This window comes from Sphingobium sp., assembly GCA_023266575.1.
Classification (GTDB): Bacteria; Pseudomonadota; Alphaproteobacteria; order Sphingomonadales; family Sphingomonadaceae; genus Sphingobium.
In genome coordinates this window covers 92686-118670 of sequence record JAHFPV010000012.1, presented here as the reverse complement: position 1 = coordinate 118670, position 25985 = coordinate 92686, and the positions used below count along the sequence as shown (strand labels likewise).

The following is a 25985-nucleotide window of genomic DNA, read 5'->3' as shown; positions in this document are numbered from 1 at the left end:
CGCAACTTGATCCAGGTTTCCCTCAGGCGCTGTAGCGCGCCGCCGTATCGCGGATCAGGGCGATCATGTTGGGGATGCCCTGGGTCCGGTTGGAACTCAGCTGATTTTTGAGGTCGAACGGGGCCAGCGCCCCCTCTATGTCCGCCGCGCCGATCGCCACGGGGCTTTTGTCCTGCACGGTCAGCAGCACCAGCGCGATGATCCCCTTGGTGATCGCGGCATTGCTGTCGGCCAGGAAATGCAGCCGTCCGTCATCCAGCACGGTGGGATAGACCCACACCGCCGCCGAACAGCCGCGCACCAGCGTCGCATCCGTCTTGAGCGCATCGGGCATGGGTTCCAGCGCCCGGCCCAGATCGATCAGCAGGCGATAGCGATCGTCCGCGTCGAGAAATTCATATTCATCGTGAATGTCGGCTAGGGCGCTCTGATCGGTCATGGCCGCCCATATAGGGGGATTTGCGCGGGGGGAAACCTGCCTTTTGGTCCTTTACAAATCCACGCCCGCCGCGATCGCTTCCAGCTTGCGGATGCGTTCCTTCAAGTCCGCGACCTCGATCCGCGCGGCGGCCGATGGTGGCGCGCTCGCTTCGCTGCGATGGCCAAGTTCCGCGCGCTTCAGCTCCAGCCAGCCGGTCCAGCCGCGTAACGTGGCCATTGTGACGATGGAGAGGCCAGCCAGCCCGGCCAGCGCGATGGTCAGATAGAGAGTGGGGTCCTGCATGATAGCCTCCCTGCCCAATGGGCCGCGTTCAATCGCGGTCCCGCAATTTCTCAAACTCGCGCTCCAGCGCGCTGCTGCCGTCGGTGGCCAGGCGCTCCAGCACCGCGACGCGGTCTTTCAGCGCTTTCACCTCGGCGCGCAGCCGCTCTGCTTCCGGGTCCGGCCCGCGTGCGATAAATTCTTCGCCCTTGTCGCGCCGCACGACACCATATTTGGCACGCAGGACGCTGGCGATGGCGGTGATCGCAATGATGGCGACGACCATTTCAAACGGGTTCATGATGCTTTCTCCCTTTTGCCGCGCGCTCAGTTGGCCGGGCTGCGCAGCCGTTCGATTTCGCGATTAAGCTGGTGGCTTTCGTCGGTGACGATCCGCTCGACCACGGCCAGCCGGTCCTTCATTGATCCGATCTCGGCGCGCAGCTGGGCATTTTCCTGGCTGAGCAGCTTCACCCGCTCGACCATTTCCTCATTCTTCTGCGGATAGACCGGTTTGCCCCAGCTATTTTCCAGCGGATAGCCATTTTTGACGCGCAGCCAGGTGGTAACAACCCAGCCGATGATCCCCAGCGATCCGACGGCAAAGACGACCGGCGCGAAATCTGCAAATGGAAACATGATCTCTACTCCCTTGCACCGCGCTCAGCGCAGTTCCTCTATGGCGCGCGCAGTGCGGACGGCAGGATCGGTGGCGATCCGTTCCAGCACGGCGATGCGCTCCTCCAGGCGGCTGATGCGGCCCACCAGCTTTTCGTTTTCACCGGACAGCAGGTCGATTTTTCGACCAGCGTCGCCGTCCGTTCGATCAACGGTGCCGGTCCATTCATTTTCCACCGGGTATCCGTGACGAGCACGGACCCAGGTGGTGAACATCCAGCCCAAAGTCGACATGGCGATGATGGCCAGGACGAAGAAAGGTCCACCGAAATTCATGGATTTAACTCCCTGTTACTCTGCCCCGGACCTGCTCAGCCCGAAACCTGCTCAGCGTAGCCTGTCGATTTCATCCGCCAGGCGCGTGTTGCGGCTGGTATAGTAGATTTCGATGTCGGCCAGGCGGCGGTCGATGTCGCGGAATTTGGACCGGACGTCGCGGGTGGAGCGGGTCGGGTTGGTCCGCACCCCCTGCCAGAATTTCTCGTCATCCCGGTCCGAATACAGCCCCTTGGGCTTGTCATCGGCGAAATAGACGGCGGCGAAATAGGCGATCAGCGTCCAGGGGAAGGCCCCCATCAGGGTGATCAGCACCGCGCCGACACGGACCCAGACGACGTCGATCCCGCTATAGTCGGCGATGCCTGCGCACACGCCCGACCATTTGCCATTGGCCTTGTTGAGGTAGAATTTGGTGCGGCGGGCGGTCATCTCAGTTCCTCCGGTCGAAGCTGTAATCGTCATCGCTCAAGTCGGCATCGGGTGCCGGGCGGCGCGGACGGAAATCGGGGTTGTCGGCGGCGACGATCCGTTCGACCGTCACCAGCCTTTCTTCCAGACGGCGGGCGAGAAGGTGGAGTTCATCCAGCAGCTTCTCATCCTCGTCGGTGATCTTGGGCGCCTGCTTCCATTTGGTGACATAGTGGAAGATCAGCCAGGGCATACCGATGAACAACATGCCGCAGATCATGATGGGCAGGAATATGTCCTCCATGATGTCAGGCTCCCTTATTCATGCTGGCCTTGAGAGCGGCGAGATCAGCATCCACCTTGTCGGCGGACTTCAGCTCGGCAATCTCTTCCTCCAGCGTCTTGGGCGTGCCGCCCAGCGCCATCGCGTCGGCGCGACCTTCGGCCATATCGACCCGGCTTTCCAGCATGTCGAAGCGCGCAAACGCCTCGTTCACCTTCTCGCCGGCATAGGCTTCGCGCACCCGCAGGCGATTTTCCGCGCTCTGCATCCGGGTGACCAGGCTGTTCTGGCGGGCGCGGGCTTCGCGCAGCTTGCCCTGCAGCTTGGAAATATCCTCTTCCGACGCTTTCAACGCATCGTCGAGCGTCTCGATCTCGTGGGACAGATGCTCGGCCATGTCGGTCGCCTTCTGGCGCTCGACCAGAGCCGCCTTGGCCAGGTCCTCGCGGTCCTTCGACAAAGCCAGCTGCGCCTTTTCGGTCCAGCTGTCCTGCAAAGCGGTCAGCTTGGCGATGTGACGCCGCATTTCCTTCTGGTCGGCGATGGTGCGGGCAGCGGACGCGCGCACCTCGACCAGGGTTTCCTCCATTTCGAGGATGATCATGCGGATCATCTTCGCCGGGTCCTCGGCCTTGTCGAGCAAGTCGGTGACATTGGCGGCGATGATGTCGCGGGTGCGGGAGAAAATACCCATCTGAACTTCACTCCTTATTTTATTCTTGGGGGGCGGCGACCTCAGGCCAGATAACGCAGGGCCATAGGGGTCGTCTGACTGGCAAGCATCGGGGCTTCGCTGGCGCGGGCCGGGCCGACTGCTGACAGGATCAGAGTCGATCCGAACAGCAGGGCAGCCAAAGCAACCGACATCAGCTGGCCGATTTCGCGAACGCTGTTGTTGTTCTCTTCCATGATGATAACTCCCTGAACCTTGGCCTTCGTGACGTTCCGCTTGTGTCTATGCGGATTGCCCTAAGCTTTGCAGGGGCCGTGCCAATTTTGGAAAAGCGCCGATTTGCGCCATTTTTGCGGGATTTTCCAAGCCCGCGCCAGAATATCTCTTGCCGAAAGGTGGGAAATTTCACCATAAGTTGGGGTATGGAGAAAAATACCCAATTTGTCGGTCAGTCCTTTGCCTTTCTCGACGCGGTCGAGCTGGCCGGGCGCGCCGCCGAACTCAACCGCCCGGTGCTGGTGATCGGTGAGCGCGGGACCGGCAAGGAGCTGATCGCCGAGCGGCTCCATCACCTCTCCCCGCGCTGGGGCGAGCCGCTGATCGTCATGAACTGCGCGGCCCTGCCCGAAACCCTCATAGAGGCCGAACTGTTCGGCCATGAACAGGGCGCCTTTACCGGCGCGAACCGCGCCCGCCCCGGCCGGTTCGAGGAGGCCGATGGCGGCACATTGTTCCTCGATGAACTGGGTACGCTATCGATGGCGGCGCAGGAACGGCTGCTGCGCGTGGTCGAATATGGCGAAGTCACCCGCATCGGCGCGTCGAAGCCGCTGCGGGTGGACGTACGGATCGTGGCCGCGACCAATGACGACCTGCCCGCCGCCGCTGAAGCCGGACGCTTCCGCCCCGACCTGCTCGATCGCCTGAGTTTCGAGGTCATCACCCTGCCGCCCTTGCGCGCGCGGGAGGGCGATATTCCGGTGCTGGCGGATCATTTCGGGCGGCGCATGGCGGCCGAACTCAACTGGCCGCAATGGCCCGGCTTCTCCCCCGTCTGCGCCGCGCAGCTGGAGGCCCATAGCTGGCCCGGCAATGTCCGCGAACTGCGCAACGTGGTCGAACGGGCCGTCTATCGCTGGGACGAGCCGGGCAAGCCGATCGACCGCCTGACCTTCGACCCTTTCGCCTCCCCCTGGAAACCCAGACCGCTGATGCCAAGCGCCGCCGCGCCTTCCGATAGCGCGCCCACAAGCGCCCCTGCTCCCTCGCTCGCCACCGAAACCATCAGCGACCTGAAAGCCGCAGTCGACGCGCACGAAGCCGCGATCATCCGCGCCGCGCTCGACCGCCACCGCTACAACCAGCGCGCCACCGCCAAGGGGCTGGGCCTGACCTATGACCAACTGCGCCATTGCATGAAGAAACATGGGCTAAGCGCGGGGTAAGCAGGTCCGATCCACCAACCGCCGTCATCCCAGCGAAGGCTGGGATCCATTCGGCGCTAGGCCGCATCGTCAGGCAGACGGAGCGCCGAATGGATCCTGACTTTCGTCAGGATGACAGAAAAATGGAGGGCAATCCGCCCCTTCACCGCGTCGGCACAGGCTCCGCGCCCGAATAGTCGTAAAAGCCGCGCCCGGTCTTACGGCCATACCAGCCAGCTTCGACATATTTGACCAGCAGCGGCGCGGGGCGATATTTGGGATCACCGGTGGTGCTCAGGAACACGTTGAGGATTTCCAGCGCCGTATCCAGCCCGACAAAATCGAGCAGCGTCAGCGGACCCATGGGGTGATTGAGGCCCAGCTTGCAGCCCATGTCGATATCGACCACGCTCCCCACGCCCTCACCCAGCACGAACACCGCCTCGTTCAGCATCGGCAGCAGGATGCGGTTGACGACGAAGCCGGGCGCATCGAACGCCTGCACCACCGTCTTGCCGATCCGGCCCGCAAAACCCTCGACCGCCGCGACCGTTTCGGGCGTGGTGGCAAGGCCGCGAATGACCTCGACCAGCACCATCACCGGCACGGGGTTGAAGAAATGCACCCCGACAAAGCGCCCCGCATCGGGCGCAGCCTGCGCCAGCCGGGTGATAGGAATGGACGACGTATTGGTCGCCAGGATTGCGTCCGCCGCCAGCAACGGCCCGACATTGGCGAAGATCGCGCGCTTGACATCCTCCCGCTCGGTGGCCGCCTCGATCACCAGTTGCGCACCGGACAGCGGCGCGATCTCGCCCACAGGCGTAATCCGTGCAATCGCCTCGTCGGCGTCAATCTGGGCGATCTTGCCTTTCTCCACGCCGCGCGCCAGCAGGCGGATGATGCCGTCGCGACCCTTTTGCGCGCGCGGCAGATCGACGTCCGACAGGATCACATCATAGCCCGCCTGCGCCGCGACCTGCGCGATCCCCGCGCCCATCTGCCCCGCGCCGATCACGCCCACCGTCTGAATATCCGTCATCCTGGCCTTCTCCCACATGCTGACTCGTGGCCAACTCCCTAGCCTTCGCGCCGTCCGGGGGCCAGAGGGGCATTGATGCGAAAATAGACAGGCGACAAAATGCGCCTGTTGCGCGAGAAACCGACTTTTCCGCCTTTGCCTGAACGGTGCGCCATGGTTAAAAGCCGCTCATGCCCGTTTCAGACCAGATGCCCATGCCGGCGACCGGACGCTTTGTCGCTGCCGTGCATCATTTCCCGCTACGTATCTATTTTGAGGATACCGACCTGTCGGGGCTGGTCTATCACGCCAATTATCTGCGCTATATGGAGCGCGCCCGGTCCGACATGCTGCGCCTGGCCGGGATCGACCAGCGCGCCGCGCATGACAGCGGCACCGGCGTCTATGCCGTCACCGACCTGCACATCCGCTACCGCCGCCCCGCCCGCCTGGACGATGACCTGATGGTCGTCAGCCGGGTGGTGCAGGTGGGCGCGGCCAGCTGCGCCATTCATCAATCAGTCATGCGCGCCGACGAACAGTTGACCGACGCTACCATATCGGTCGCCTGGCTGACGCCGCAGGGTCGCCCGCAACGGCAACCCAAAGCCTGGACCGACATTTTCAGCCGCCTTTGCCAAGGGGAAGATTTCCACCCATGACCCTCAATCTGCCAGACGTCGCCGCGGTGGCCGACGCCGCGACCATTTCCCCGCTCGCTTTGTTCCTTCAGGCCGACATCGTCGTGAAGGGTGTGATGCTGGGCCTGTTGCTGGCCAGCATCTGGACCTGGGCGATCATCATCGGCTTTTCCGTCACGCTCCGCCGCGCCAGCAAGCATAGCAAGAGCTTCGAGCAGGATTTCTGGAAAGCCGAGGATATCGACCGTTTCTATGAAGCGCGCGGCAAGGCGGACCAGCCCGCCGCCAAGGTGATGGCCGCTGGCGTCACCGAATGGCGTCGATCGACCGCGCAGAAGGTGATCGACCGCGACGGCACGCGCGACCGGCTGGCGACGACCATGTCCAGCACGATCGCGGCGGAAATCGACCGTCTGTCCGACCGGCTCAACATATTGGCGACGGTCGGGTCGGTCGCGCCTTTTGTGGGCCTGTTCGGCACCGTCTGGGGCATTATGCGCGCCTTCACCGCCATTGCGGCGGAACAGAATAGCTCTCTCGCCGTCGTCGCGCCGGGCATTGCCGAAGCCTTGTTCGCGACCGCCATCGGCCTGTTCGCCGCGATCCCGGCGGTCATCGCCTATAACCGGTTCAGTCATGGTATCAACCGCATGGAATCGCGCCTGACCCGCTTTGCCGACGGCTTTTATGCGACATTGAGCCGCGAGTTGGAGGCGCAGCGGTGATGCACCCCACACACACCCTCACCCCAGCGAAGGCTGGGGTCTCATGCGTTCGCGCACCGACGCCTGAGATGCCAGCCTTCGCTGGCATGACGGCAGAACAGGCGGGTCGCTAATGGCCATGTCCGGTCCTCCCTCCAGCCGCCGTGGCCGTGGCCGCGCGCCGATGGCCGACATCAACGTCACGCCCCTGGTCGACGTCATGCTGGTGCTGCTGATCATCTTCATGGTCACAGCGCCGCTGCTGGTGACCGGCGTGCCTGTGAACCTGCCCGAAACCCGCGCCAAGGGACTGGACCAAGACGCCAAGCCCACCGTCGTGTCGATCGACCGCGACGGCGCGACCTATGTCGATGAAGATGCCGTGGCCGACGCCGACCTGCCCGGTCGCCTGGCCGAAATCGTCGCTGCCAACGCAGGCAAGGCGGACGCGCCGCAAATCTTCCTGCGCGCCGACAAGGGGCTGGATTATGGCCGGGTGATGCGGGTGATGGCCGAACTCAACCGCGCTGGCCTGAACAAGGTGTCGCTCGTTTCCTCGCCAGACGACACGGCGGAATAGGCCCACCATGGAGCGCACGGAGAAAATCGGCCTTGGCGTCGCGACCGCGGGGCATGTCCTGCTGTTCGGGCTGCTGTCGGCTGGCTTTTTGGCGACACCCAACCCGTTGAAGCTCAAGACCCCGCCGATGGAAGTGTCCATGGTGGATGAGGTCGCGCTGCAATCGACCGCGCCCAAGCTTTCGGCCGAACCGCCCCCGCCCAGCGTCGCGCCCGAACAGGGACCGACCGAGGATGCCGCCCCCGCGCCGGAACCGGAACCCGCGCCCGAACCGGTGCCGGTCCCGCCCAAACCACAACCCAAGCCCGCGCCGCCCAAGCCGGTCGCCAAGCCAGCGCCTGAAAAACCGAAGCCCACGCCCCCCAAGAAGGAGGTGGCCAAGGTCGCGCCCAAGCCCAAGCCCGCGCCGGACAAACCCGCGCCCCCAAAAAAACCAGCGCTGAAGCCTGCGCTCGACAAGCCCAAGGCTGCCGCCGCGCCAGCAAAGCCCGCCGCCAAGGCTTCGGCCAAACCCGCGACCAAAGCGCCCGCGCGCGCGTCGGGTCAGGGCAAGGCGGACAAACCCAAGGGATCGCTGCTCGGCAATGATTTCCTCAAAGGCATCGACACCAGTGCCGACGCCCCGCGCAAACCGCCCGCCCCAGCGCCCGCCGCTGCCATGGGTCCGGCGCAGAAATCCGCGCTCGACGCCGAACTGCGCCGTCAGTTGAAGCCGCATTGGCGTCCCCCGTCGGGCGCGGATGCGGACCAGCTCGTCACCCTGCTCGAAGTGCGGCTCGACAAGAGCGGCGCGGTGATCGGCACGCCGGAGGTGATCGACCAGCTTGGCGTCACCGCCAGCAACCGGCCGCAAGCCAAACTCCATGCCGAACGGGCGATCCAGGCGGTCAAGCTTGCCTCCCCGTTCCGCAACATGCCGCCCGAATTTTACGACCAATGGAAATGGCTCCGGCCACTCCGCTTTGACGCGAGGCTGAACCGATGAAACCCTCCCTTTTCCGCCGTTTGAGCGTGGCGACCGCCGCGCTGCTCGCCTTCGCAGCGATGCCAGCCATGGCCCAGCTGTCGGTCGATGTGACCGGTGAGATTGACAGCAATGTCAAGGTCGCCGTCCCCCCCATGCCCGCGCAGCAGGAGGTCGCCACCCCCGCCGGATCCGCCACGGATCTTGGCCGCAAAATCGCCGAAGTGATCGCCTCGGACCTTAAAGGCTCCGGCCTGTTCGATCCCTCCGGTCCCGCCGGCCTGCCGCAAATCCCCTTTGCCGAAGTCACTTTTCCCGTGTTCGACAAATGGGGTGCCTATCAGGCGTTGGTGCAGGGTTTCGTCCGCACCACCGGCGGGGAAGCCGACATCACCGTTGGCTGCTACCTCTATGATGTGGCGCTGAAGCAGGAACTGACCCGCCAGGGCTATGTCGTCGCCCCGCGCGACTGGCGGCGCGCCGCGCATAAATGCGCCGACGCCATCTATGCGCGCCTGTCAGGCGAAAGCCCCTTCTTCGACAGCCGCATCGCCTATATCGCCGAAAGCGGGCCGAAGGGCGCGCGCGTCAAGCGCCTCGCCATCATGGACAGCGACGGCGCGAACCACCGCTTCATCACCAATGGCCAGTCGATGGCGCTCACCCCGCGCTTTTCGCCCGATTATAAGTCGATCCTCTATGTCAGCTATCTGGGCAGCCGGGTGCGCCTTTATATCTATGACATTGGCGCAGGGCAGCAGCGGCTGGTGACCGAAAGCAACAACCCGACCTTCGCACCGCGCTGGTCGCCCGATGGGCGCAATATCCTGTTTTCGATGGCGATTGCGGGCAATACCGACATTTATCGCGTTCCAGCCAGCGGCGGCACGCCCGTGCGCCTCACCACATCGCCCGGCATTGACGTGGGCGGCAGCTATTCGCCCGACGGCAGCCAGATCGTGTTCGAAAGCGACCGGTCGGGCGGGCAGCAACTCTATGTCATGAACGCCGACGGCTCCAACCAGCGCCGCATCAGCCATGGCAGCGGCCGCTATGCGACGCCCGAATGGTCGCCGCGCGGCGACCTCATCGCCTTCACCAAGCTGTCGGGCGATTTCAAGATCGCGGTGATGACGCCGGGTGGCGACAATGAGCGTATCCTGACCAATGGCTGGCAGGACGAACAGCCGACCTGGTCGCCCAATGGCCGCGTGCTGCAATTCTTCCGCACATCGCCGGGCAAGCAGGGGTCGAGCCAGGTGTGGCAGGTCGACCTGACCGGCGTGAACGAGCGTCGCATCCCCACCCCCTTGAGCGGATCAGACCCCGCCTGGGGACCGCTGCTGCCCTGAAAATCGCGCATTCTGGCGGTTGGCATGGAACCCAATCGTCTTGACAGCGTAACGAACATCACGGACCCTGATACCGTCCTGAGCGGGCGGTGCCCGGATCAATCAAAGGAGACCCCCGATGAAAATGTCCCGAACGCTGGTCATGGCTACCGCCATCATCGCTCTGGCCGCCTGCTCGAAAAAGCCGCCCGCCGAATTGCCGCCCGCGCCCGGTGCCGCCGCGACCGAACCGGTCGGATCGACCGGACCCAGCGGACCGGTCAAGGGCAGCCAGGAGGATTTCGTCGCGTCCGTCTCCTCCGACCGCATTTTCTTCGGCCTCGATCAATATGATATCGATGCGGAGGATCAGGCGACGCTGCAAAGCCAGGCCGCCTGGCTGCAACAAAATCCCGCCGTGCGCGTGACCATAGAGGGTCATGCCGACGAACGCGGCACCCGCGACTATAATATCGCGCTCGGCGAACGCCGTGCCAATGCCGCGAAAAACTATCTCGCCTCGCTCGGCATCGATTCAGGCCGCATCACAACGGTCAGCTATGGCAAGGAGCGCCCAGCCGCACTGGGTTCGGATGAAGCCTCCTGGGCGCAGAATCGCCGCGCGGTGACGGTGACGATCCAATATTGATCACCTGCCACATATGATCGAAAGGCCCGCCCGTCCTCGACCGGCGGGCCTTTTGATTGTGGGCGTGCGTCCCAACTGGTGGGCATAATCTTGCTGACTTCTCGGTCCAACTGGCCGATAGACTATGCCGGAACAGGAAAATGGACGGCCATGCAGGACAGCGACGACAGGGTGGACCCGGCACAGGAATCGGGCAACGAACCGGGGGTCAAGGGCACGCAGACGCTGATGCGCGCGCTCGACATCATGGACGAGGTGATTGACGGCCCGATCCGCGCCGCCGACCTCGCCCGTAAGCTGGGCATGAGCAAGACCACCGCCCACCGGCTGGTGCAGGCGCTCAAATCCCGCAACTATCTGACGGTCACGCGCGACGGCTTTGCGCTTGGGCCGAAACTGCTGCAACTGGGCGTGCTGGCGACCGAGCAGATCGACTTTGTCCGCATCGCCCGCCCCTTCATGGAGCTTCTGTCAGAGCGAACCGGCTTTTGCGTGTTCGTGGGCAAGCGGGAGGGCGATTTTTCCCGCCATCTCGACCGGGTGACCGGCACCCAGCGGCTGCGCGTCGCCACGGCCCCTGGCGACCGCCGCCCGATCGCCGAAACGGGCCTTGGCAAGGCGCTGTTGCTGGACGAGGATGAAGCGACCTGGGAACGGCTCTATCTGTTGGCCAAGGATGGTCAGGCGTCGCGCGAACAGATTGACGCCTTCCTCGCGGAAATGCACGCGCACAAGGCGCGGGGCGAAGTGCTGCACGACAGCGAACTGGGCGACGGCGTCCGCTCCATCGCCACCCCGGTTCGCGATGCCAAGGGGCAGATTTGCGTCGCCATTTCCATCGCCAGCGCCGCCCATTACCTGACCGACGAACTGCGCCCTACCCTGGCCGAACAGGTGATGCGCGTCACCCAGCAGATCAGCGCCGCCGTTGGCTATAGCGGCCCGCGCTGAGGGTTCGTCCTACCGCGCCTACCTATGACGGGATCGCTGCGCTGTCCCCATGCCTACCCCCGTTCGGGCTGAGCTTGTCGAAGCCTCGTACTTTCTTTTGAAAGCGACGAAGAAAGCGCGACCCTTCGACAGGCTCAGGGCGAACGAATTTTGAGACTCGAATAGCAGCAACGGTCGCTCGGCCAGGAACTCGCCCCAAAAAACAGGGCGCGATCATCGGAATGATCGCGCCCTTCAGGCTGGGGGAAGGGAGAGAATTTACATCCGGTAGGTTACCCCGAAGGTGAAGGTCCTGCCGATCCGCGTCTCGAACAATGTGTCCTGCCGCACGCTGTCGGTGTAGAGGCGGTTCTGTTCATCGGTCAGGTTCTGCGCCTCGACGATGATCTTCAGACGATCGGTCACGTTGAGCGAGGCCGACGCATCCATGTAGAAGGTCTTGGCATTGCCAACCAGATCGCTGCCCGGCGAGGCGGGGATGCCGCGGATGAACTTGTCGCGGAAGTTGCCCGTGGTGCGGATGCTGAACAGCTCATCCTCATAATAGAGCGTAGCCGATGCGGTTTTCTTCGACAGGCCGACCAGATCCGCCGTCGTTGTCACCGTCGGCACGCCGCCGACGCTGGCCAGGATATAGTCGATCTTCGACGTCACCAGCGTGTAATTGGCCAGCACGCCGAAATTGCTCAGGAACCCGTCAAAGAAGGTGAAGGGGATTTGCGCGTTCAGCTCGATGCCCTTGAGCGGACCGCCGGGCGTGTTGAACGGCTGCGACACGGTGAACAATTCGGTCGGCGCGGTATTGCTGTTTTCCAGCAGCGCGTTGGGCAAGCCCAGCTCGTTAAACGGCACCTGGCTGTTCACATTCTGGATGAAGCTCTTGATATCCTTGTAGAAGAAGGCAGCAGAGAGCAACGATCCGGGGCGGAAGTACCATTCGACCGCGACGTCGAACGTGTTGGCACGGATCGGGTCGAGGAAGGGATTGTTGACATTGCCGACGCGCGTGACCGGATTGACGCCGCTGGTCGGCGTCAGCAGGCCCAGCTCCGGCCGCGCCAGCACCTTGGCCCCCGACAGGCGAACCAGCACATTGCTGACCGGCTCGATCACGATATTGGCCGATGGCAGCCAGTCGTCATAATTGTTCTGCGCGGCGCCGAACTTGCCGACCAGGTTGGTGGGCGACGTCTGCCCGGCTGGCGGAGCCACCGCGATATAGCCCGACGAGAGCATGTCGGTGCGGACATAACGCACGCCCACATCGCCGCGTACGCTAAAGCCGGTCGCCTGTTCCAGGTCGAAATTGGCCATCAGGTAACCGCTGGTCACCTCTTCGCGCACTCGGCTGCGACTGCCGCCACATTCGACGCCGCAAAAGCGCACATCGTCAAAGCCGAACGTATCAGCCCATTTGTCGGCGTCGATCGAGACCCAGCTGGCGGGCGCACCCTGGCCCCACAACTTGTCCACCCCGGTAATGTCGCGGGTGATGCTGGCCAGCGTCGTGCCGGCGGGCAGCGCGCGAACCACCGTGTCAGCCGAATAGGGACGCAGGGAGGTGGAAAGGAAGTCGCTGCGCCGATATTGCGCGCCCGCCCGGATCGAGAAGGCGTCGCTGACGGTCCATTTCAGATTGGTTTCGGCGGTCAGATTGTCGGTCTTGTTGCGCGACGGCTTGCCCTGATAGCTGAAACCGCCCAGCACCGTGCCGTCGGCCAGGCCCGGCGCATAGGTGAAGCTGCCCGGATTGGCGACATCTACACCAAAGCCCAGCTTGGGCGTGGTGCCGCCATCGCGGAAATCGATCGAGAAACCATCGGTATCGATCGCGTCGATGAAGGTCTGGAGCCGCTTCTTGCCGTCCCAGATCGACCGGTTGAAGCCGACCAGACCATCGATCGTCAGACTGTCGTTCAGGTCGCGGCGGAAATTGACGTTCGCCTGCTTGAAGGTCGACACGAAATTGTCGACCAGCCCTTCCGATCGCACATCGACCCCGTCGAACACGCCATGGACCAGCGATCCATTCTCGTCGAAATCAATCTCGCGCACCGACGTCATCGGCTGGCCATTATTGGAGGCCGACCGGGCGAAGGAGATGGCGGCGATATAATTGTCGCGGCGGGTCACTTCGAACCGCGAATAGAGGAAGTCGACCGAAATGTCGGTCTGGTCGTCGGGCTGGAACTGGAGCGTCAGCGATCCACCGATCCGCTCCTGCTTCTGTTCGCTGTTCAGGTAGCGCGGAATACGCGGCAGGAACGCGCCGCTGCCGGGCGTGTTGGGCAGGTCGGCCCGGCGCAAATCCTGGATCGTCTGATAGGCGGCTGCATTGCTGGTGCGCGGATTGCCGGTCGAACAATCAGCGGCGGTGACGCCCTTGAGCGCGCTGTCCGCCGGATTCTGCGGCGTATAACCCAGCGGCGAACAGAAACCGCCATTGGTGTTGGCCGACAGCAGGTCGACCGCCGAATAGCCGACCTCACGAATGTTGCGCTTCTGGTAAGCGACCGAACCGAGAATGCCAAAGCCGCTATCGCCAAACTGCTTGGAAATCAGCAGCGACGCGCGCGGATCGACCTTCTTGGACAATTCATTGTAAATGCCGCGCGCGGTCATCGACAGGACGAAATCATCCTTCTGGTCGAACGGCTTGGGCGCGGACAGATCGACCGTCGCGCCGAGCGATCCTTCCTCGATATCCGCCGACGGCGTCTTGCGCACTGACAAGGCCGAGAAAATCTCGGTCGGGAACACGTTGAAGTCGAAGCTGCGGCCATTATTGCCCGCGCCGTAAATGTCGGAACTGCCGGTCTGCGCCGATCCTTCCATGCCGTTGATGCGGACGCGGGTGAAACCGGCGCCCAGGCCACGAACGGAGATGTTGCGCCCCTCGCCACCATCACCGCGCGCCAGCGCCACGCCGGGCACGCGCTGCATCGATTCAGCCAGGTTGGAGTCGGGAAATTTGCCGATATCTTCCGCAACGATCGAATCGATTGCGGCCGCTTCCTTGCGCTTCATGCCGAGCGCGCTGTTCAGCGAAGCGCGGAAGCCGGTGACGACGATGTCGGCGGCCTCCGGTTGCGCCTCTGCCGCCTGGTCCTGCGCCAGTGCGGGCGCGGCCATCAGCATGGCGGATGCGAGCGCCAAGCCTGAGCTGCGGCGTGCAAACGCGGAACGAGTGGTGTTGGTCAACATAAAATCCTCCCCTGATCGCTGGGCTACCCCAGATGTCCCACTATGTGAACTCATGTATCACCTTATAGGGAGTCGACCAATAATGCCAGAAAAATCATCATGTGATTATTTAGTCCACAATGTGGATCATTTTGTCGTAGCTACCTCCGCCGCATAGACATGGCTCGCCCCTTCCATATTGGACCGGAAGATCATCCAGCGTCCGTCGGGGGTGAAGGTGACATTGGGTTCCAGCCGATAGTCATGCCGGGCCAGATCAACGATCTTCTCCGCCTGCAACGTCCCCGGCTCGGTCAGATCGTCGGCATTGTCCGCCCGGATGCCCGCGACATCGGGGATGGGCTGCGGCGTGAAGAGGGTGAGATATTTGCCGTCGCTCGCGCGCGCCACCATCTGCGCGTCGCCGCCATCGCCTGAAAAGCGCTGGCCGTCGGGCGACTGGTTATAATGGACCGACCATTGGTCGCGCGCCACCGGGAACCAGCGCCTCTTGCCGGTCGCCAGTTCATAGCCCGCCAGCCAGAACACTTCACCGCGCGGGGTCTGGAGATCATACCAGACCCATTTCCCGTCGGGCGAGAAGAATTCATGCCCCGCAATCTCCATATTCATGGCGCGCTTGTGGACCAGTCGCTGGTCGCTGCCATCGGTGCGGATCGTCCATATCCGATCGACCTTGTGCCATGGCCCCTCATGGCAATAGAGGATGCGGGCCGGGTCGGTCGGCGAAAACTGGACATGGTTGAGCCAGTCGGTCGATGCGACCACCACTTTTCTCGCCCCTGTACGAATATTGATGGTGAAAATCTCCATCGGGATTTTCGCTTCCAGCCGCTGGTTCAGCCGCACCTCCTTGGCATCGGCATAGGATAGGGGCTTGCCGTCCGCTCCGGTCGCGGCAAAGGCGGTTTCGCCCGGTCGATTGCCATCGCCGCCGGGTTGCAGTGGCGGCTCACGCTCCGCCCATTGCCCCAGCAGCAGCGTTTCATCGGCATTAATCGAGCCGATCGAGCCGCGGGCGACCGTCGCGATCCGTCGCACCTTGCCGCTGTCGATATCCACGCCATGGACGATCACCCCCGCGCCATGGGGCTGGGTATAATAGGCCGTCCGCGTCCGCCGCCCGACCAGCAATAGCTTGATCCCCGTCTGTCGCACCAGCGGCGTCACGCGCCAGTCGGCCAGCCGCACCACGGCAATGCCGTCGGGCGTGGAGATCACCATCTTGTCGCCTTGGCGGGTATAGCTGTTCTGGTGAAAATAGAGCGAGGTGCTGCCCGGTGCCTGGCTGATGCGGATGATGCGATGGCCGGTGGTCTGGTCGATCCATTCGCGCGCGGGCGCGGCCTGCGCCGCCGGGGTGCCGATGACCGCCACAGCCAAGATGGCCGCCATAGGTGCCAAGCGCATGATCCATCCCCTATTGCTATTGTTCTATATGGTGGAACCCAGTTCTTACATATGGCCATATTGCAGCATCGGCGGAAGAGGAAAAGTGGTTGACCGTGAAAATATCCCGATATATGGATCATACATCTATTTAACGGGATACAACTAACTGCTCCTGCACGGGCGGTTATATTGGGGGGAGCGGATCGGGTCCGAACCGCTCCCCTTCTTCCCGTCGCTCCAGCGGGGTCGCCACCAATGCCGTCCAGCGCCGCCCTTGCCCTGATGCTGACCCTGGCGACGCCCGGCACCATGCAGTTTGACCTCTCCGCCACCGCGCCCGAACGGCAGCATCGCTACGAAATGGGCGGCCATGGCATCGAGCCGGGCGACAGCGAAAAAGGCTTCCGCTTCTCGGTCGCGCTGCCGGAAGGTGACTATCGCGTCACGCTGACACTGGGTGACCGGCGCGCCGCGGGCGACACCACGGTCAAGGCCGAAGCCCGCCGCCTGATGCTGCGCAACATCGTGACCGCCAAAGGCCAGTTCGTCACCCGCAGTTTTCTGGTCACCATCCGCACCCCGGCCCTGCCGCCTCCCCCCGCCAATGCGCCGGGCGGCAGCGCCGTGCGCATCGACGCCCGCGACGCGCGCGAGGCGACCTGGGACGAGAAGCTGACGCTGGAATTTCTCGGCACGCCGCAGGTTGCATCGCTGCGCATCGAACCGGCCAGCGCGCCGACCATCTTCCTGGCAGGCGATTCGACCGTTACCGACCAATATGCCGAACCGGCGGCCAGCTGGGGCCAGATGCTGCCCGCTTTGCTCGATGATCGGATCATCGTCGCCAATCACGCCAAATCGGGCGAGACGCTCAAATCCTTCCTCACCAATTTGCGCTTCGACAAGCTGCTGTCGACCATGAAGCCGGGCGACTGGCTCTTCATCCAGTTCGGCCATAATGACCAGAAGCGCGAATGGCCGCAAACCTACGTCGCGCCCGACTCCACCTATCCCGCCTATGTGCGCGCCTATATTGCCGAAGCACGGCGGCGCGGCGCGCATCCGGTGCTGGTGACGTCACCCGAACGGCGCAATTTCGACGCGCAGGGCCGCATCATCGACACGCTGGGCGACTATGCCTCTGCCGTGCGCAAATTGGCGGCGGAGGAACAGGTCCGCCTGATCGACCTCAACGCCGACAGCCGCGCGATCTATGAAGCGCTTGGGGTCGACCGCGCTCCCGCCGCTTTCAACGATGGTGGCCGGGACAAGACCCATCACAACAATTATGGCGCATGGCTGCTGGCCAGCGCGGTGGCGCAGCGCATCCGCGACACGATTCCCGCGCTCGCCCCCCATGTCACCGCCCCCGCCTTCGCGCCCACCAAGCCCCCATCAATTACGCAGGTCGTCATCGCCCCCAGCCTGATCGAAAGCGATCAGCGCCCGGCCGGAAACTGACATGGACATGACCCGCCGCGACCTGACGCTCGGCCTGCTCGCACTTTCCCTCCCCTTCCCCGCCCATGCCGCACGCCAGATCGACGTGCGCGATCATGGCGCGCGCGGCGACGGCATCACCCTCGATAGCGACGCGATCAACGCCGCCATCCTCGCCGCATCGCGCGCAGGCGGCGGCACCGTCATCTTGGCCCCTGGCCGCTATCTCTGCTTCTCGATCCGCCTCCAGAGCCGCGTCACCCTCATGCTCAGCGAAGGCGCAATCATCGAGGCCGCCGATCCCGCCCGCCACGCCGGACGCTATGACCTGCCCGAAACCGGGATCGACCAGCTCTATCAGGATTTCGGCCACAGCCATTGGCGCAACAGCCTGATCTGGGGCGACGATGTACAGGACGTCGCGATCATCGGTCGCGGCCTGATCCACGGCGTCGGCCTGACCCGCGACGGCCCCGGCGCGCGCTGGAAGAAACAGGCGGGCGAACGGCCTTTGTCGATGCAGGCAATGACCGCCGCGCAGATCGCCAACCTAGAACCCGCCGCCGCCGCCATGGCGGGCAAGGGCAACAAGGCGATCGCCTTCAAGAACGGCCGCAACATCCGCCTGTCCGGCTTCACGATCCTGAAAGGCGGCCATTTCGCCATCCTCGCCACCGGCACGCGGGGCTTACGCATCGACGGGCTGACCATCGACACCGACCGCGACGGGATCGACCTCGACTGCGTCCGCGACGTCGTGGTGGAACGCTGCCGGGTCAACAGTCCCAATGACGACGCCATCGTGGTCAAGAGCAGCTTTGCGCTGGGCAGCGCCATCGCGGCGGAAAATATCCTCATCCGCGACTGCGACGTCACCGGCTATGACATGGGGTCCGTCATCGACGGCACCCGCACCGCCGTCCAGACCATCGCCCCCGATCAGGATCGCGTCACCGGCCGCATCAAGCTCGGCACCGAAAGCAATGGCGGCTATCGCAACATTGTCATTCAAGACTGCCGCTTCACCCGCTGCCGGGGGCTGGCGCTGGAAACCGTCGATGGTGGCGTCATGGAGCATATCGTCGCCCGCCGCCTCACCATGCGCGACGTCACCACCGCGCCACTCTTTCTGCGGCTGGGCGACCGGCGACGCGGGCCGGAGGGGACCGGCGTCGGCGCGATCAGCGATGTGGCGATCAGCCAGATCGACGCGCGCGGCATCGACCATCGCTTCCCCGCCGCCATAGCGGGCCTGCCCGGCCATCGCATCGCCGACGTGCGGCTGCGCGACATCCACCTGGTCTATGATGGCGGCGGCACCGCAGCCGACGCCGCGCGCCAGCCCGCTGAACTGGCCGATGCCTATCCCGAACCCAGCATGTTCGGCACCCTGCCCAGCTGGGCGCTATGGGCGCGCCATGTGGAACGGCTCACGATCGACCGCTTCACTGCCGAAACAAGCACCCCGGACCTGCGCCCGCCCTTCCACACCGAGGACGCGCCGGGTCTCTCCGTCCAAAACACGCCGCTCTGGCGCGCGCGGCATTGACGCCGATGTGGGACGTTGTTACCATATATAGGTCAACTGTTCCATAATATGGTTCTTTAGGAGAGTCGGGTGGCGATCCACGCCTTCAAGATGCAGCTCAAGCCGGGCGTGGTCGCGGAATATCGCCGCCGCCATGATGAAATCTGGCCGGAACTGACCGCCCTGCTCAGCGCGTCGGGCATTTCGGCCTATTCCATCTTCCTGGATGAAGCCACGCTCAGCCTGTTCGCCGTCCTGACCCTGTCCGACGACAATCAACGCGACACGCTGCCCGACCATCCGGTCATGCAGCGCTGGTGGGCCAGCATGGCGCCGCTGATGGAGGTCGAACCCGACAACCGGCCCAAGGAATGGCCGCTCGTCCCGCTGTTCCATCTCGATTGATGGCCATGATGCACCGCCTTCTCCCCGCTTTGCTGCTTGGCACCATGCTGGCCAGCCCCGTCCCCGCGCAGGTCGCCAAACCCACGGCGAACTTCGCCGCCCCGGTCAAGACCTTCGGCCGCGTCTCCTATGACGCGCGTTCGCTGATGATCGACGGGCAGCGGCAGATCATCTGGGGCGGCGAATTTCACCCCTTCCGCCTGCCATCGCCCGACCTGTGGCGCGACATCCTCCAGAAAATGAAGGCCAGCGGCTTCAACACCGTCGCTCTCTATTTCGACTGGGGCTATCACAGCCCCAAACAGGGCGTGTACGACTTTACCGGCATCCGCGATCTCGACCGGTTGCTGACGATGGCGGAGGAAGAAGGCCTCTATGTCATCACCCGCGCCGGCCCCTATGTGAATGCCGAACTGTCGCGCGGCGGCTTTCCCGGCTGGCTGGTCAACCAGCGTGGCCGCGCCCGCACCGACGACCCGGACTATATCAAGGCGGTCGACGAGTGGCTCGGCCACGTCAACCCGATCATCGCCCGGCACCAGATCGATGCGGACAAGACACGCAAGGGCGGGGTCATCCTGCACCAGATCGAAAATGAGCTGGCGCTGACGACCCCTGCGCAGCGCCGTTACATGGACCATCTCTATGCCCGCGCGCGCGCCGACGGCATCACCGTGCCGATCTTCCACAATGACCAGAGCCGCAACGGCTACTGGACGCCCAAATCCTCAAAGGTCGAGAAGGTCGTTCCCGGCCCGGTCGATATGTATGCCTTTGACGGCTATCCCGGCGGCACCTGCACCGTCACCGGCCAGCCGACCCGCGATGTCGCCGCGCCCAACTGGGGCTATTATGGTCCCGGCGGGGCAAAGGGCGGCGCATCCGCCTCCCCCGACACGCCCGGCTTGCTGGCCGAATTTGGCGGCGGCTGGTTCGACTATTGGGGCTCGAATGGCGGCTATGACTGCAACGCCATCCAGCGCGGCAAGCGGTTCCAGCGGGTATTCTACGGCACGAACCTGGCCAACGGCATCGGCATCCAGAGCTTCTACATGACCTATGGCGGCACCAGCTGGGGCTGGCTGCCCGGCCCGGTGGTGTTCACCAGCTATGATTATGGCGCGGCCATATCGGAACCGCGCGCCTTGCGCGAAAAGGCGCAGGAAATGAAACAGCTGGCCGGGCTGATCGCCTCCGTCCCGGACCTGGCCGGCATGGTCCCCGCCGGGCCGGTCGACATTTCCTCACCCGATATCCAGATCTATCACAATAAAAGCCCGGACAGCGACGCCCGCTTCCTGATGGTGACGCACAAGCCGTCCAACGGGCAAACAAACGACGCCTTCACCTTCACCGCTGACCTGCCCGATGGCCGCTACACCGTGCCGATGCAGCTCCACGGCTTCGACGCCAAATGGCTGGTCGCGGGGGTGACGCTGGGCGGGCAAAGGCTGGTCTATTCGACATCGGAACTGCAAAACGCACAGCGGCAGGACGGCAAAGACCTGCTCCTCCTGTACGGCCGTGCGGGCGAACCGGGCGAAACCGTCCTGCGCTACACCAGCGCCCCCAAAATCACCCTGCTGGAAGGCAAGGCCACCACCCGCTTCGACCCCGCCAAGGGCGACCTCACCCTCCGCTATGCCCACCAGAACCGCGCCATCGTGCGGATCGAGGGCGGCGGTCGCCCGCCCCTCACCCTGATCCTCGCGGATGAGGCCGAGGGCACGCGCTACTGGCGGCATGGCGACGCGCTGATCCGCGGCCCCGAACTGGTCCGCAGCGCGACCGCCAAGGGCAGCGCCCTCGCCTTGACCGGCGACACCGCAGCGCCAAGCCCGCTCGAAATCTGGGCGCCCGCCGCGATCCGCGCGATCACATGGAACGGCACCCGCATCGCCACCCGCGCCACCCCCACCGGCAGCCTGACCGCGACCCAACCGCTCCCCGGCCCCGCCCCCGTCACCCTGCCCGCGCTCACCGACTGGCGCATAGCCAAGGGATCACCCGAAGCCGACCCCGCCTTCGACGACAGCGCATGGCAGGCGATCGACGCCCGCCCCAGCGCCAGCATCACCCAGCGCCCTGACGGCCAGCCCAATATGGGCATGGATGCCTATGGCTTTCATGACGGCGATGTCTGGTATCGCGGCCGCTTCACCGGCACGCCCGACGCCAAGACACTGTCGCTTTATTATGGCGCGGGCGGCTCCGGCCTCGTCCAGGCCTGGATCGATGGCCAGTTTCTGGGCGAAGCGGAAACCCCGTCCGGCCTGCCCCGCCCGATCACCACCGGCACCGCCCGCTTCGCCCTGCCCGCCAGCGCGCAAGGCGGCGAGCATGTCCTGTCCGTCATGGTCCGCAACAATGGCCATAATTGGGATCTGGACAGCGACGATTTCCACAAGGAAACGCGCGGTCTGATCTCCGCCTCGCTCGAAGCCCCCGGCGGGCGCAGCTTCACCATACCGATCGCCTGGAAGATTCAGGGCAGGCAGGGTGGCGAAAATCTGCCCGACGTCGCGCGCGGCGCGGCGAATAATGGCGGCCTCCACGGCGAACGCATGGGCTGGCACCTGCCCGGCTATAACGACGCAGGCTGGGCCAAAGCCACCGTCCCCACCAGCCAGAGCGCGCCCGGCACCAGCTGGTATCGCACCAGCTTCGACCTTGCCGTGCCAAAGGGGCAGGACGCGACCATCGGCCTCAGCTTCGGCGACGCGACCACCCCGCGCTCCCCCGTCCGCTACCGCGTGCTGATCTTCGTCAATGGCTGGAATATGGGCCAGTTCATCGCCCATGTCGGCCCGCAACGCACCTTCCCCATCCCCGAAGGCATCCTCAACCATCGGGGTAAAAATCACATCGCGCTTGCCGTCACGTCCGACGGTGCGCCGGGCGATGCGCTCGAAGCCGTGCGCCTCGTCACCCTTCACAATGTCAAAGGCGGCGTGCCGGTGCGGATGGTGTCCGCCCCCGCCGCCCCGTCCGATCTCAAGCAGGAGAAATAATAGTGGCCGCCCTTACTCATGACGTCGCACGGTCCAGCGTGATCGACGCCATCGACCGCCTGATGCACAATCTGGTCAACATCACCGACGAAACCGGCGAATTCCTGCTGCATCTGGACGATGGCCGCATCATCGATACCAAGGGCTGGGCCGGATGGGAATGGACCCATGGCGTGGGCCTGTTCGGCATGTGGCGCTATTATGAGCAGACCGGCGATGCCAAGGCGCTGACCATCATCAAACAATGGTTTGCGGATCGCTTTGCCGAAGGCACGCCGACCAAGAATATCAACACCATGGCCCCGTTCATCACGCTCGCTTACCTCTACGAGCATGAACCCTCGCCCGCTTACATCCCCTATCTGGACAGCTGGGCCGAATGGCTGATGGCCCCCGACGGCCTGCCCAAGACGGAGGAGGGCGGCTTCCAGCATATCGTCTATAATGACGAAAATCCGGGCGAAATGTGGGACGACACGCTGATGATGTCGGTGCTGCCGCTCGCCAAGATCGGCCTGCTGCTCGACCGCCCCCATTATGTCGAGGAAGCCAAGCGCCAGTTCCTCATCCACATTAAATATCTGTTCGACAAGAAAACGGGCCTGTGGTTCCACGGCTGGGATTTCAACGGTCGCCACAATTTCGCCGAAGCGCTGTGGGCGCGCGGCAATTGCTGGGTGACGATCGCCATCCCCGAAATCATCGAGATTCTCGACCTGCCCGAAGGCGACGCGCTACGGACCTTCCTGATCGACACGCTCGCCGCCCAGGTGAAAACGCTGGCCGCCACGCAGGACCCGGACACCGGCCTGTGGCACACGCTGATTACCGACCCGACCAGCTATCTGGAGGCGTCCGCCACCGCCGGTTTCGCCTATGGTATCCTCAAAGCCGTGCGAAAGGGCTATCTGCCGCGTGACTATGAAGCGGTCGGCATCCGCGCGGTCGAGGGCGTGCTGGCCAATATCGACGATACGGGCGAGCTGAAACAGGTCAGCTTCGGCACCGCGATGGGCGATACGCTGCAATTCTACAAGGATATCCCACTCACCTCCATGCCCTATGGCCAGAGCCTGGCGATCTGCGCGCTCGCCGAATTTCTGCGCACCTATATCTGACACAGCAGCATGGGCGGGGCCGATATCTTGGAAGGATCGTTCCCTCGCATCATCCTGCTGAAAGGTGCCGCCAGCCTCACCGGGCTGGCGGCATTACTGTTGGCTTTTGCCGTCAACGCCCATGCGGAAAGCTGGGTCCACGCCAGCGCGCGCAAAGGTGATGTAACGCTGGCATCGGGCCAGCAGGTCGCGCATGTCGTCACCGATCCGGCCGACCACGCCGTGGTCGCCATCGCCGCGCAGGATCTGCGCGATGACCTGGCCACCGTCACGCGCGGCACGCCCGGCGGCGGCACGCAAATCTGGATCGGCACGCTCGGCCGCAACGCCGCGATCGACCGGCTGGTGGTCGACCGGCGCATCGCCATCGGCAGCCTCAAGGGCGCGTGGGAAAGTTTCCTCATCACCAGCGTCGATCGGCCCAGCCCCGGCGTCGCCCGCGCGCTGCTGATCATCGGCAGCGACCGGCGCGGCACTGCTTATGGTGCCTATGAACTCTCCCGCGCCATCGGCGTTTCCCCCTGGCACTGGTGGGCCGACGTCACGCCCGCCCGGCGCGCCGCACTCCATGTCGCCAAAGGGCTGCGCCGCTTCGGCCCGCCCTCGGTCCGCTATCGCGGCATTTTCCTGAATGATGAGGATTGGGGACTGGTGCCCTGGGCCGCAACCACCCACGCCCCGGACGAAAAGCCGCTCGGCCCCAAGACCTACGCCAGACTCTTCGAATTGTTGTTGCGCCTGAAGGCCAATCTGCTCTGGCCCGCGATGCACAAGCTGACCCAGCCCTTCAATGCCGATCCCGCCAATGCCGCCCTGGCCGATCGCTATGCCATCGTGATGGGGTCCAGCCATGCCGAACCGATGCTGCGCAACAATGTCGGCGAATGGACGGCACCGCCCGACGATTTCAACTATGTGACGAACGCACCGGGGGTGCAGCGCTATTGGCAGACGCGCGTCGCCAGCCATGCCCGCTATGAAAGCATCTGGACACTGGGGATGCGCGGCATCCATGACAGCGGCATGGTCGGCCCGGCGACGCTGGACGATCGCCGCGCCACGCTCGACCACATCATCGCCGACCAGCGCGCGATGCTGGATCGCGCGGGCATCCCCCAGGCACCGCAAGTCTTTACCCCCTATAAGGAAGTGCTGGACCTCTACCGTGCGGGCCTCAAAATCCCCGACGATGTCACGTTGATGTGGCCGGACGATAATTTCGGCTATATCCGCCACTTCCCCGACGCCGCCGAACGCGCCCGTGCTGGCGGCTCCGGAGTCTATTATCACCTCTCCTATCTCGGCGCGCCACTCTCTTACCTCTGGCTCTCCACCACCCCGCCCGCGCTGATCCGTGAGGAGATGGGCCGCGCCTATGATCGCGGCGCGCGGCAAATCTGGGTCGCTAATGTCGGCGATCTCAAACCCGCCGAACTCGCCACCGACTATTTCCTCTCCCTCGCTTGGGACGTGGACGCCACCCGCGCCCGGCCAATCGACCGCTTCGTCGAAAGCTGGGCCGCCGAAAATATCGCCCCGGCCCAGGCCCGCCCGATCGCGACAATCCTGCGCGACTATCACCGGCTCAATTTCGATCGTCGCCCTGGACATCTCCAATATTATCTGCCCGGCGAAAAGGCCCGCCCCAGCCCGCTGTCGATCGCGCAGGCCGACGCCCGCCTCGCCGATTTCGCCGCGATGACATCGGCCGTCACCGCACTGGAATCCCACATTCCCGCCGATCGCCGCGATGCCTTTTTCGAGCTGGTCACCTATCCCGTCGTCGCCTCCGCCGCGGCCAATCAGCGCTTCTTTGCTGCCGAAGCGCATGACCGGCTGCGCGACATAGACCTGCCCCAGGCGCTCCAACGCGGCGCGATCGCCCACCGGGCGGACGACATGCTGCGAGACCTGACCCACCGCTACAACCACGCCATTGCAGGCGGAAAATGGCGTGGCATGATGGCGGTCGAGCCAGCCGACGGGCAATGGCGCAGCTACCGCCTCACCCCGCCGCTGCTCCCCGCGCCGGACGTCCCCGCGCTGGCCGCCACGCCACGCGCCAACACCCCACCCCCGCCAGCCCCCCTGCTCACCCCGCGCGATTTCACCCCGGCCAAGGGATGGCGACAAGGCGACGGGCTGGGCCGCCACGGCAATGTCCTCGCCCCCACCGACCAGCCCGGCCCGGTGAGCGCGACTATCACCCTGCCCGCAGGCCAGTGGCAGGCAACCGTCGATATCCTGCCCACCTATGCCGACAAGGATGGCGATCCATTGCGCCTCACGCTCACCATCGATGGCATAGACTATCCCCTTACCGCCCCACGCCAGACCGGCGACCGCGACTGGGCGCTGGCAGTGCTGGACAATCGCATCGCCCTGCCCCTGCCCGCCCCGCTAGCCACTGGCACCCACCGCCTGACGCTACGCGCCGCCGATCCGGGCGTGCTGGTCGAAGCGATCCGCTTCACCCCCGCAATCGACAAAGACGACTTGCATTAATTTCACATGGCGTGATACGCATCCACTATATGGTATTTAATCGCGTGCCAGACCCGAACAGGGCAGCACGACCGAAGGCAGAGGACGGAAGCA

26 protein-coding genes are annotated in these 25985 nt (G+C 64.3%); 14 read left to right on the top strand and 12 right to left on the bottom strand.

The window, feature by feature from the left end; genetic code table 11:
- Nucleotides 1–22: 22 nt before the first annotated feature.
- Genes Q0D44_RS13050 through Q0D44_RS13010 form a run of 9 tightly spaced genes read right to left on the bottom strand, consistent with a single transcriptional unit; the run spans nucleotide 23 to nucleotide 3260 of the window.
- Nucleotides 23–439 (bottom strand): SufE family protein, encoded by a 417-nt coding sequence (locus Q0D44_RS13050; protein ID WP_294137019.1) that lies wholly within the window; start codon nucleotides 437–439, stop codon nucleotides 23–25.
- Nucleotides 440–490: 51 nt separating this feature from the next.
- Nucleotides 491–724, bottom strand: a complete 234-nt coding sequence (locus Q0D44_RS13045; protein WP_217672546.1) for a hypothetical protein — start codon at nucleotides 722–724, stop codon at nucleotides 491–493.
- 28 nt (nucleotides 725–752) lie between these two features.
- On the bottom strand, nucleotides 753–1004 hold the full coding sequence (locus tag Q0D44_RS13040) for a hypothetical protein (protein WP_217672545.1): 252 nt from the start codon (nucleotides 1002–1004) through the stop codon (nucleotides 753–755).
- A 26-nt stretch (nucleotides 1005–1030) separates the two neighbouring features.
- The gene (locus Q0D44_RS13035) at nucleotides 1031–1342 is read right to left on the bottom strand and encodes a hypothetical protein (RefSeq protein WP_119743755.1); all 312 of its coding nucleotides are present in this window, start codon (nucleotides 1340–1342) and stop codon (nucleotides 1031–1033) included.
- A 24-nt stretch (nucleotides 1343–1366) separates the two neighbouring features.
- Nucleotides 1367–1657 carry a hypothetical protein gene (locus Q0D44_RS13030; protein WP_119743698.1) on the bottom strand — a complete coding sequence of 97 codons (291 nt, stop codon included), beginning with the start codon at nucleotides 1655–1657 and terminating at the stop codon, nucleotides 1367–1369.
- Between the two features lie 51 nt (nucleotides 1658–1708).
- Nucleotides 1709–2089: an envelope stress response membrane protein PspC gene (pspC, locus tag Q0D44_RS13025; RefSeq protein WP_294137018.1), complete on the bottom strand. Its 381-nt coding sequence runs from the start codon at nucleotides 2087–2089 to the stop codon at nucleotides 1709–1711.
- Between the two features lies 1 nt (nucleotide 2090).
- Nucleotides 2091–2372, bottom strand: coding sequence for an envelope stress response membrane protein PspB (gene pspB, locus Q0D44_RS13020; RefSeq protein ID WP_006953511.1), 282 nt, complete (start codon nucleotides 2370–2372; stop codon nucleotides 2091–2093).
- A 4-nt stretch (nucleotides 2373–2376) separates the two neighbouring features.
- Nucleotides 2377–3045 (bottom strand): phage shock protein PspA, encoded by a 669-nt coding sequence (gene pspA / locus Q0D44_RS13015; RefSeq protein WP_294137017.1) that lies wholly within the window; start codon nucleotides 3043–3045, stop codon nucleotides 2377–2379.
- Between the two features lie 41 nt (nucleotides 3046–3086).
- On the bottom strand, nucleotides 3087–3260 hold the full coding sequence (locus Q0D44_RS13010) for a hypothetical protein (protein ID WP_294137016.1): 174 nt from the start codon (nucleotides 3258–3260) through the stop codon (nucleotides 3087–3089).
- A 186-nt stretch (nucleotides 3261–3446) separates the two neighbouring features.
- Here Q0D44_RS13010 and pspF point away from each other — a divergent pair, with 186 nt between their 5' ends.
- Nucleotides 3447–4469: a phage shock protein operon transcriptional activator gene (gene pspF / locus Q0D44_RS13005; RefSeq protein ID WP_294137015.1), complete on the top strand. Its 1023-nt coding sequence runs from the start codon at nucleotides 3447–3449 to the stop codon at nucleotides 4467–4469.
- 142 nt (nucleotides 4470–4611) lie between these two features.
- On the opposite strand, the gene Q0D44_RS13000 is transcribed toward pspF, so the two are convergent.
- Nucleotides 4612–5490, bottom strand: a complete 879-nt coding sequence (locus Q0D44_RS13000) for a 3-hydroxyacyl-CoA dehydrogenase NAD-binding domain-containing protein (protein WP_294137014.1) — start codon at nucleotides 5488–5490, stop codon at nucleotides 4612–4614.
- A 170-nt stretch (nucleotides 5491–5660) separates the two neighbouring features.
- Here Q0D44_RS13000 and Q0D44_RS12995 point away from each other — a divergent pair, with 170 nt between their 5' ends.
- The 7 genes from Q0D44_RS12995 to Q0D44_RS12965 all read left to right on the top strand — a co-directional run bounded on the left by Q0D44_RS12995 (nucleotide 5661) and on the right by Q0D44_RS12965 (nucleotide 11289).
- Nucleotides 5661–6131 carry a YbgC/FadM family acyl-CoA thioesterase gene (locus tag Q0D44_RS12995; protein WP_294137013.1) on the top strand — a complete coding sequence of 157 codons (471 nt, stop codon included), beginning with the start codon at nucleotides 5661–5663 and terminating at the stop codon, nucleotides 6129–6131.
- Nucleotides 6128–6835: a protein TolQ gene (tolQ, locus tag Q0D44_RS12990; protein ID WP_294137012.1), complete on the top strand. Its 708-nt coding sequence runs from the start codon at nucleotides 6128–6130 to the stop codon at nucleotides 6833–6835. Before Q0D44_RS12995 ends, tolQ begins: the two co-directional genes overlap by 4 nt.
- A 112-nt stretch (nucleotides 6836–6947) precedes the next feature.
- Entirely contained in the window at nucleotides 6948–7394 is a 447-nt protein-coding gene (gene tolR / locus Q0D44_RS12985) for a protein TolR (protein WP_006953487.1), read from the top strand.
- Nucleotides 7395–7401: 7 nt separating this feature from the next.
- The gene (locus tag Q0D44_RS12980) at nucleotides 7402–8379 is read left to right on the top strand and encodes a cell envelope biogenesis protein TolA (RefSeq protein WP_294137011.1); all 978 of its coding nucleotides are present in this window, start codon (nucleotides 7402–7404) and stop codon (nucleotides 8377–8379) included.
- On the top strand, nucleotides 8376–9710 hold the full coding sequence (gene tolB, locus Q0D44_RS12975; protein WP_294137010.1) for a Tol-Pal system beta propeller repeat protein TolB: 1335 nt from the start codon (nucleotides 8376–8378) through the stop codon (nucleotides 9708–9710). The genes Q0D44_RS12980 and tolB overlap by 4 nt, the downstream gene beginning before the upstream one ends.
- A 118-nt stretch (nucleotides 9711–9828) precedes the next feature.
- Entirely contained in the window at nucleotides 9829–10338 is a 510-nt protein-coding gene (pal, locus tag Q0D44_RS12970) for a peptidoglycan-associated lipoprotein Pal (protein WP_294137009.1), read from the top strand.
- Between the two features lie 150 nt (nucleotides 10339–10488).
- Nucleotides 10489–11289, top strand: a complete 801-nt coding sequence (locus Q0D44_RS12965; protein ID WP_294137008.1) for an IclR family transcriptional regulator — start codon at nucleotides 10489–10491, stop codon at nucleotides 11287–11289.
- Nucleotides 11290–11547: 258 nt separating this feature from the next.
- Here Q0D44_RS12965 and Q0D44_RS12960 read toward each other — a convergent pair whose 3' ends face one another.
- Together Q0D44_RS12960 and Q0D44_RS12955 are read right to left on the bottom strand one after the other, a co-directional pair.
- Nucleotides 11548–14493, bottom strand: a complete 2946-nt coding sequence (locus Q0D44_RS12960) for a TonB-dependent receptor (RefSeq protein ID WP_366009508.1) — start codon at nucleotides 14491–14493, stop codon at nucleotides 11548–11550.
- A 126-nt stretch (nucleotides 14494–14619) separates the two neighbouring features.
- Nucleotides 14620–15903, bottom strand: coding sequence for an oligogalacturonate lyase family protein (locus Q0D44_RS12955; RefSeq protein WP_294137006.1), 1284 nt, complete (start codon nucleotides 15901–15903; stop codon nucleotides 14620–14622).
- Nucleotides 15904–16140: 237 nt separating this feature from the next.
- Here Q0D44_RS12955 and Q0D44_RS12950 point away from each other — a divergent pair, with 237 nt between their 5' ends.
- The 6 genes from Q0D44_RS12950 to Q0D44_RS12925 all read left to right on the top strand — a co-directional run bounded on the left by Q0D44_RS12950 (nucleotide 16141) and on the right by Q0D44_RS12925 (nucleotide 25892).
- Nucleotides 16141–17346, top strand: a complete 1206-nt coding sequence (locus Q0D44_RS12950; protein ID WP_294137005.1) for a rhamnogalacturonan acetylesterase — start codon at nucleotides 16141–16143, stop codon at nucleotides 17344–17346.
- A 7-nt stretch (nucleotides 17347–17353) separates the two neighbouring features.
- A complete protein-coding gene (locus Q0D44_RS12945; RefSeq protein WP_366009523.1) occupies nucleotides 17354–18874 on the top strand; it encodes a glycosyl hydrolase family 28-related protein in 1521 nt (506 codons plus the stop codon).
- Between the two features lie 69 nt (nucleotides 18875–18943).
- The gene (locus tag Q0D44_RS12940) at nucleotides 18944–19258 is read left to right on the top strand and encodes an L-rhamnose mutarotase (protein ID WP_294137003.1); all 315 of its coding nucleotides are present in this window, start codon (nucleotides 18944–18946) and stop codon (nucleotides 19256–19258) included.
- An 8-nt stretch (nucleotides 19259–19266) separates the two neighbouring features.
- Nucleotides 19267–22269: a beta-galactosidase gene (locus Q0D44_RS12935; RefSeq protein ID WP_366009521.1), complete on the top strand. Its 3003-nt coding sequence runs from the start codon at nucleotides 19267–19269 to the stop codon at nucleotides 22267–22269.
- Between the two features lie 2 nt (nucleotides 22270–22271).
- The gene (locus Q0D44_RS12930; protein WP_294137001.1) at nucleotides 22272–23387 is read left to right on the top strand and encodes a glycoside hydrolase family 88 protein; all 1116 of its coding nucleotides are present in this window, start codon (nucleotides 22272–22274) and stop codon (nucleotides 23385–23387) included.
- Between the two features lie 9 nt (nucleotides 23388–23396).
- On the top strand, nucleotides 23397–25892 hold the full coding sequence (locus Q0D44_RS12925) for a glycosyl hydrolase 115 family protein (RefSeq protein ID WP_294137000.1): 2496 nt from the start codon (nucleotides 23397–23399) through the stop codon (nucleotides 25890–25892).
- The last annotated feature ends 93 nt before the right edge of the window (nucleotides 25893–25985 follow it).

Coding starts and splice junctions, on each gene's coding strand:
- pspC (WP_294137018.1), bottom strand. CDS start 2,089: ATGACCGCCCGCCGCACCAAATTCTACCTCAACAAGGCCAATGGCAAA.
- tolR (WP_006953487.1), top strand. CDS start 6,948: ATGGCCATGTCCGGTCCTCCCTCCAGCCGCCGTGGCCGTGGCCGCGCG.
- pspA (WP_294137017.1), bottom strand. CDS start 3,045: ATGGGTATTTTCTCCCGCACCCGCGACATCATCGCCGCCAATGTCACC.
- Q0D44_RS12950 (WP_294137005.1), top strand. CDS start 16,141: ATGCCGTCCAGCGCCGCCCTTGCCCTGATGCTGACCCTGGCGACGCCC.
- pspF (WP_294137015.1), top strand. CDS start 3,447: ATGGAGAAAAATACCCAATTTGTCGGTCAGTCCTTTGCCTTTCTCGAC.
- Q0D44_RS12980 (WP_294137011.1), top strand. CDS start 7,402: ATGGAGCGCACGGAGAAAATCGGCCTTGGCGTCGCGACCGCGGGGCAT.
- pal (WP_294137009.1), top strand. CDS start 9,829: ATGAAAATGTCCCGAACGCTGGTCATGGCTACCGCCATCATCGCTCTG.
- Q0D44_RS12995 (WP_294137013.1), top strand. CDS start 5,661: ATGCCCGTTTCAGACCAGATGCCCATGCCGGCGACCGGACGCTTTGTC.
- Q0D44_RS12945 (WP_366009523.1), top strand. CDS start 17,354: ATGACCCGCCGCGACCTGACGCTCGGCCTGCTCGCACTTTCCCTCCCC.
- Q0D44_RS13030 (WP_119743698.1), bottom strand. CDS start 1,657: ATGAATTTCGGTGGACCTTTCTTCGTCCTGGCCATCATCGCCATGTCG.
- Q0D44_RS13000 (WP_294137014.1), bottom strand. CDS start 5,490: ATGACGGATATTCAGACGGTGGGCGTGATCGGCGCGGGGCAGATGGGC.
- Q0D44_RS12960 (WP_366009508.1), bottom strand. CDS start 14,493: ATGTTGACCAACACCACTCGTTCCGCGTTTGCACGCCGCAGCTCAGGC.
- Q0D44_RS12925 (WP_294137000.1), top strand. CDS start 23,397: ATGGGCGGGGCCGATATCTTGGAAGGATCGTTCCCTCGCATCATCCTG.
- Q0D44_RS13040 (WP_217672545.1), bottom strand. CDS start 1,004: ATGAACCCGTTTGAAATGGTCGTCGCCATCATTGCGATCACCGCCATC.
- pspB (WP_006953511.1), bottom strand. CDS start 2,372: ATGGAGGACATATTCCTGCCCATCATGATCTGCGGCATGTTGTTCATC.
- Q0D44_RS13010 (WP_294137016.1), bottom strand. CDS start 3,260: ATGGAAGAGAACAACAACAGCGTTCGCGAAATCGGCCAGCTGATGTCG.
- Q0D44_RS13050 (WP_294137019.1), bottom strand. CDS start 439: ATGACCGATCAGAGCGCCCTAGCCGACATTCACGATGAATATGAATTT.
- Q0D44_RS12955 (WP_294137006.1), bottom strand. CDS start 15,903: ATGCGCTTGGCACCTATGGCGGCCATCTTGGCTGTGGCGGTCATCGGC.
- Q0D44_RS13035 (WP_119743755.1), bottom strand. CDS start 1,342: ATGTTTCCATTTGCAGATTTCGCGCCGGTCGTCTTTGCCGTCGGATCG.
- Q0D44_RS12965 (WP_294137008.1), top strand. CDS start 10,489: ATGCAGGACAGCGACGACAGGGTGGACCCGGCACAGGAATCGGGCAAC.
- tolB (WP_294137010.1), top strand. CDS start 8,376: ATGAAACCCTCCCTTTTCCGCCGTTTGAGCGTGGCGACCGCCGCGCTG.
- tolQ (WP_294137012.1), top strand. CDS start 6,128: ATGACCCTCAATCTGCCAGACGTCGCCGCGGTGGCCGACGCCGCGACC.
- Q0D44_RS13045 (WP_217672546.1), bottom strand. CDS start 724: ATGCAGGACCCCACTCTCTATCTGACCATCGCGCTGGCCGGGCTGGCT.
- Q0D44_RS12935 (WP_366009521.1), top strand. CDS start 19,267: ATGCACCGCCTTCTCCCCGCTTTGCTGCTTGGCACCATGCTGGCCAGC.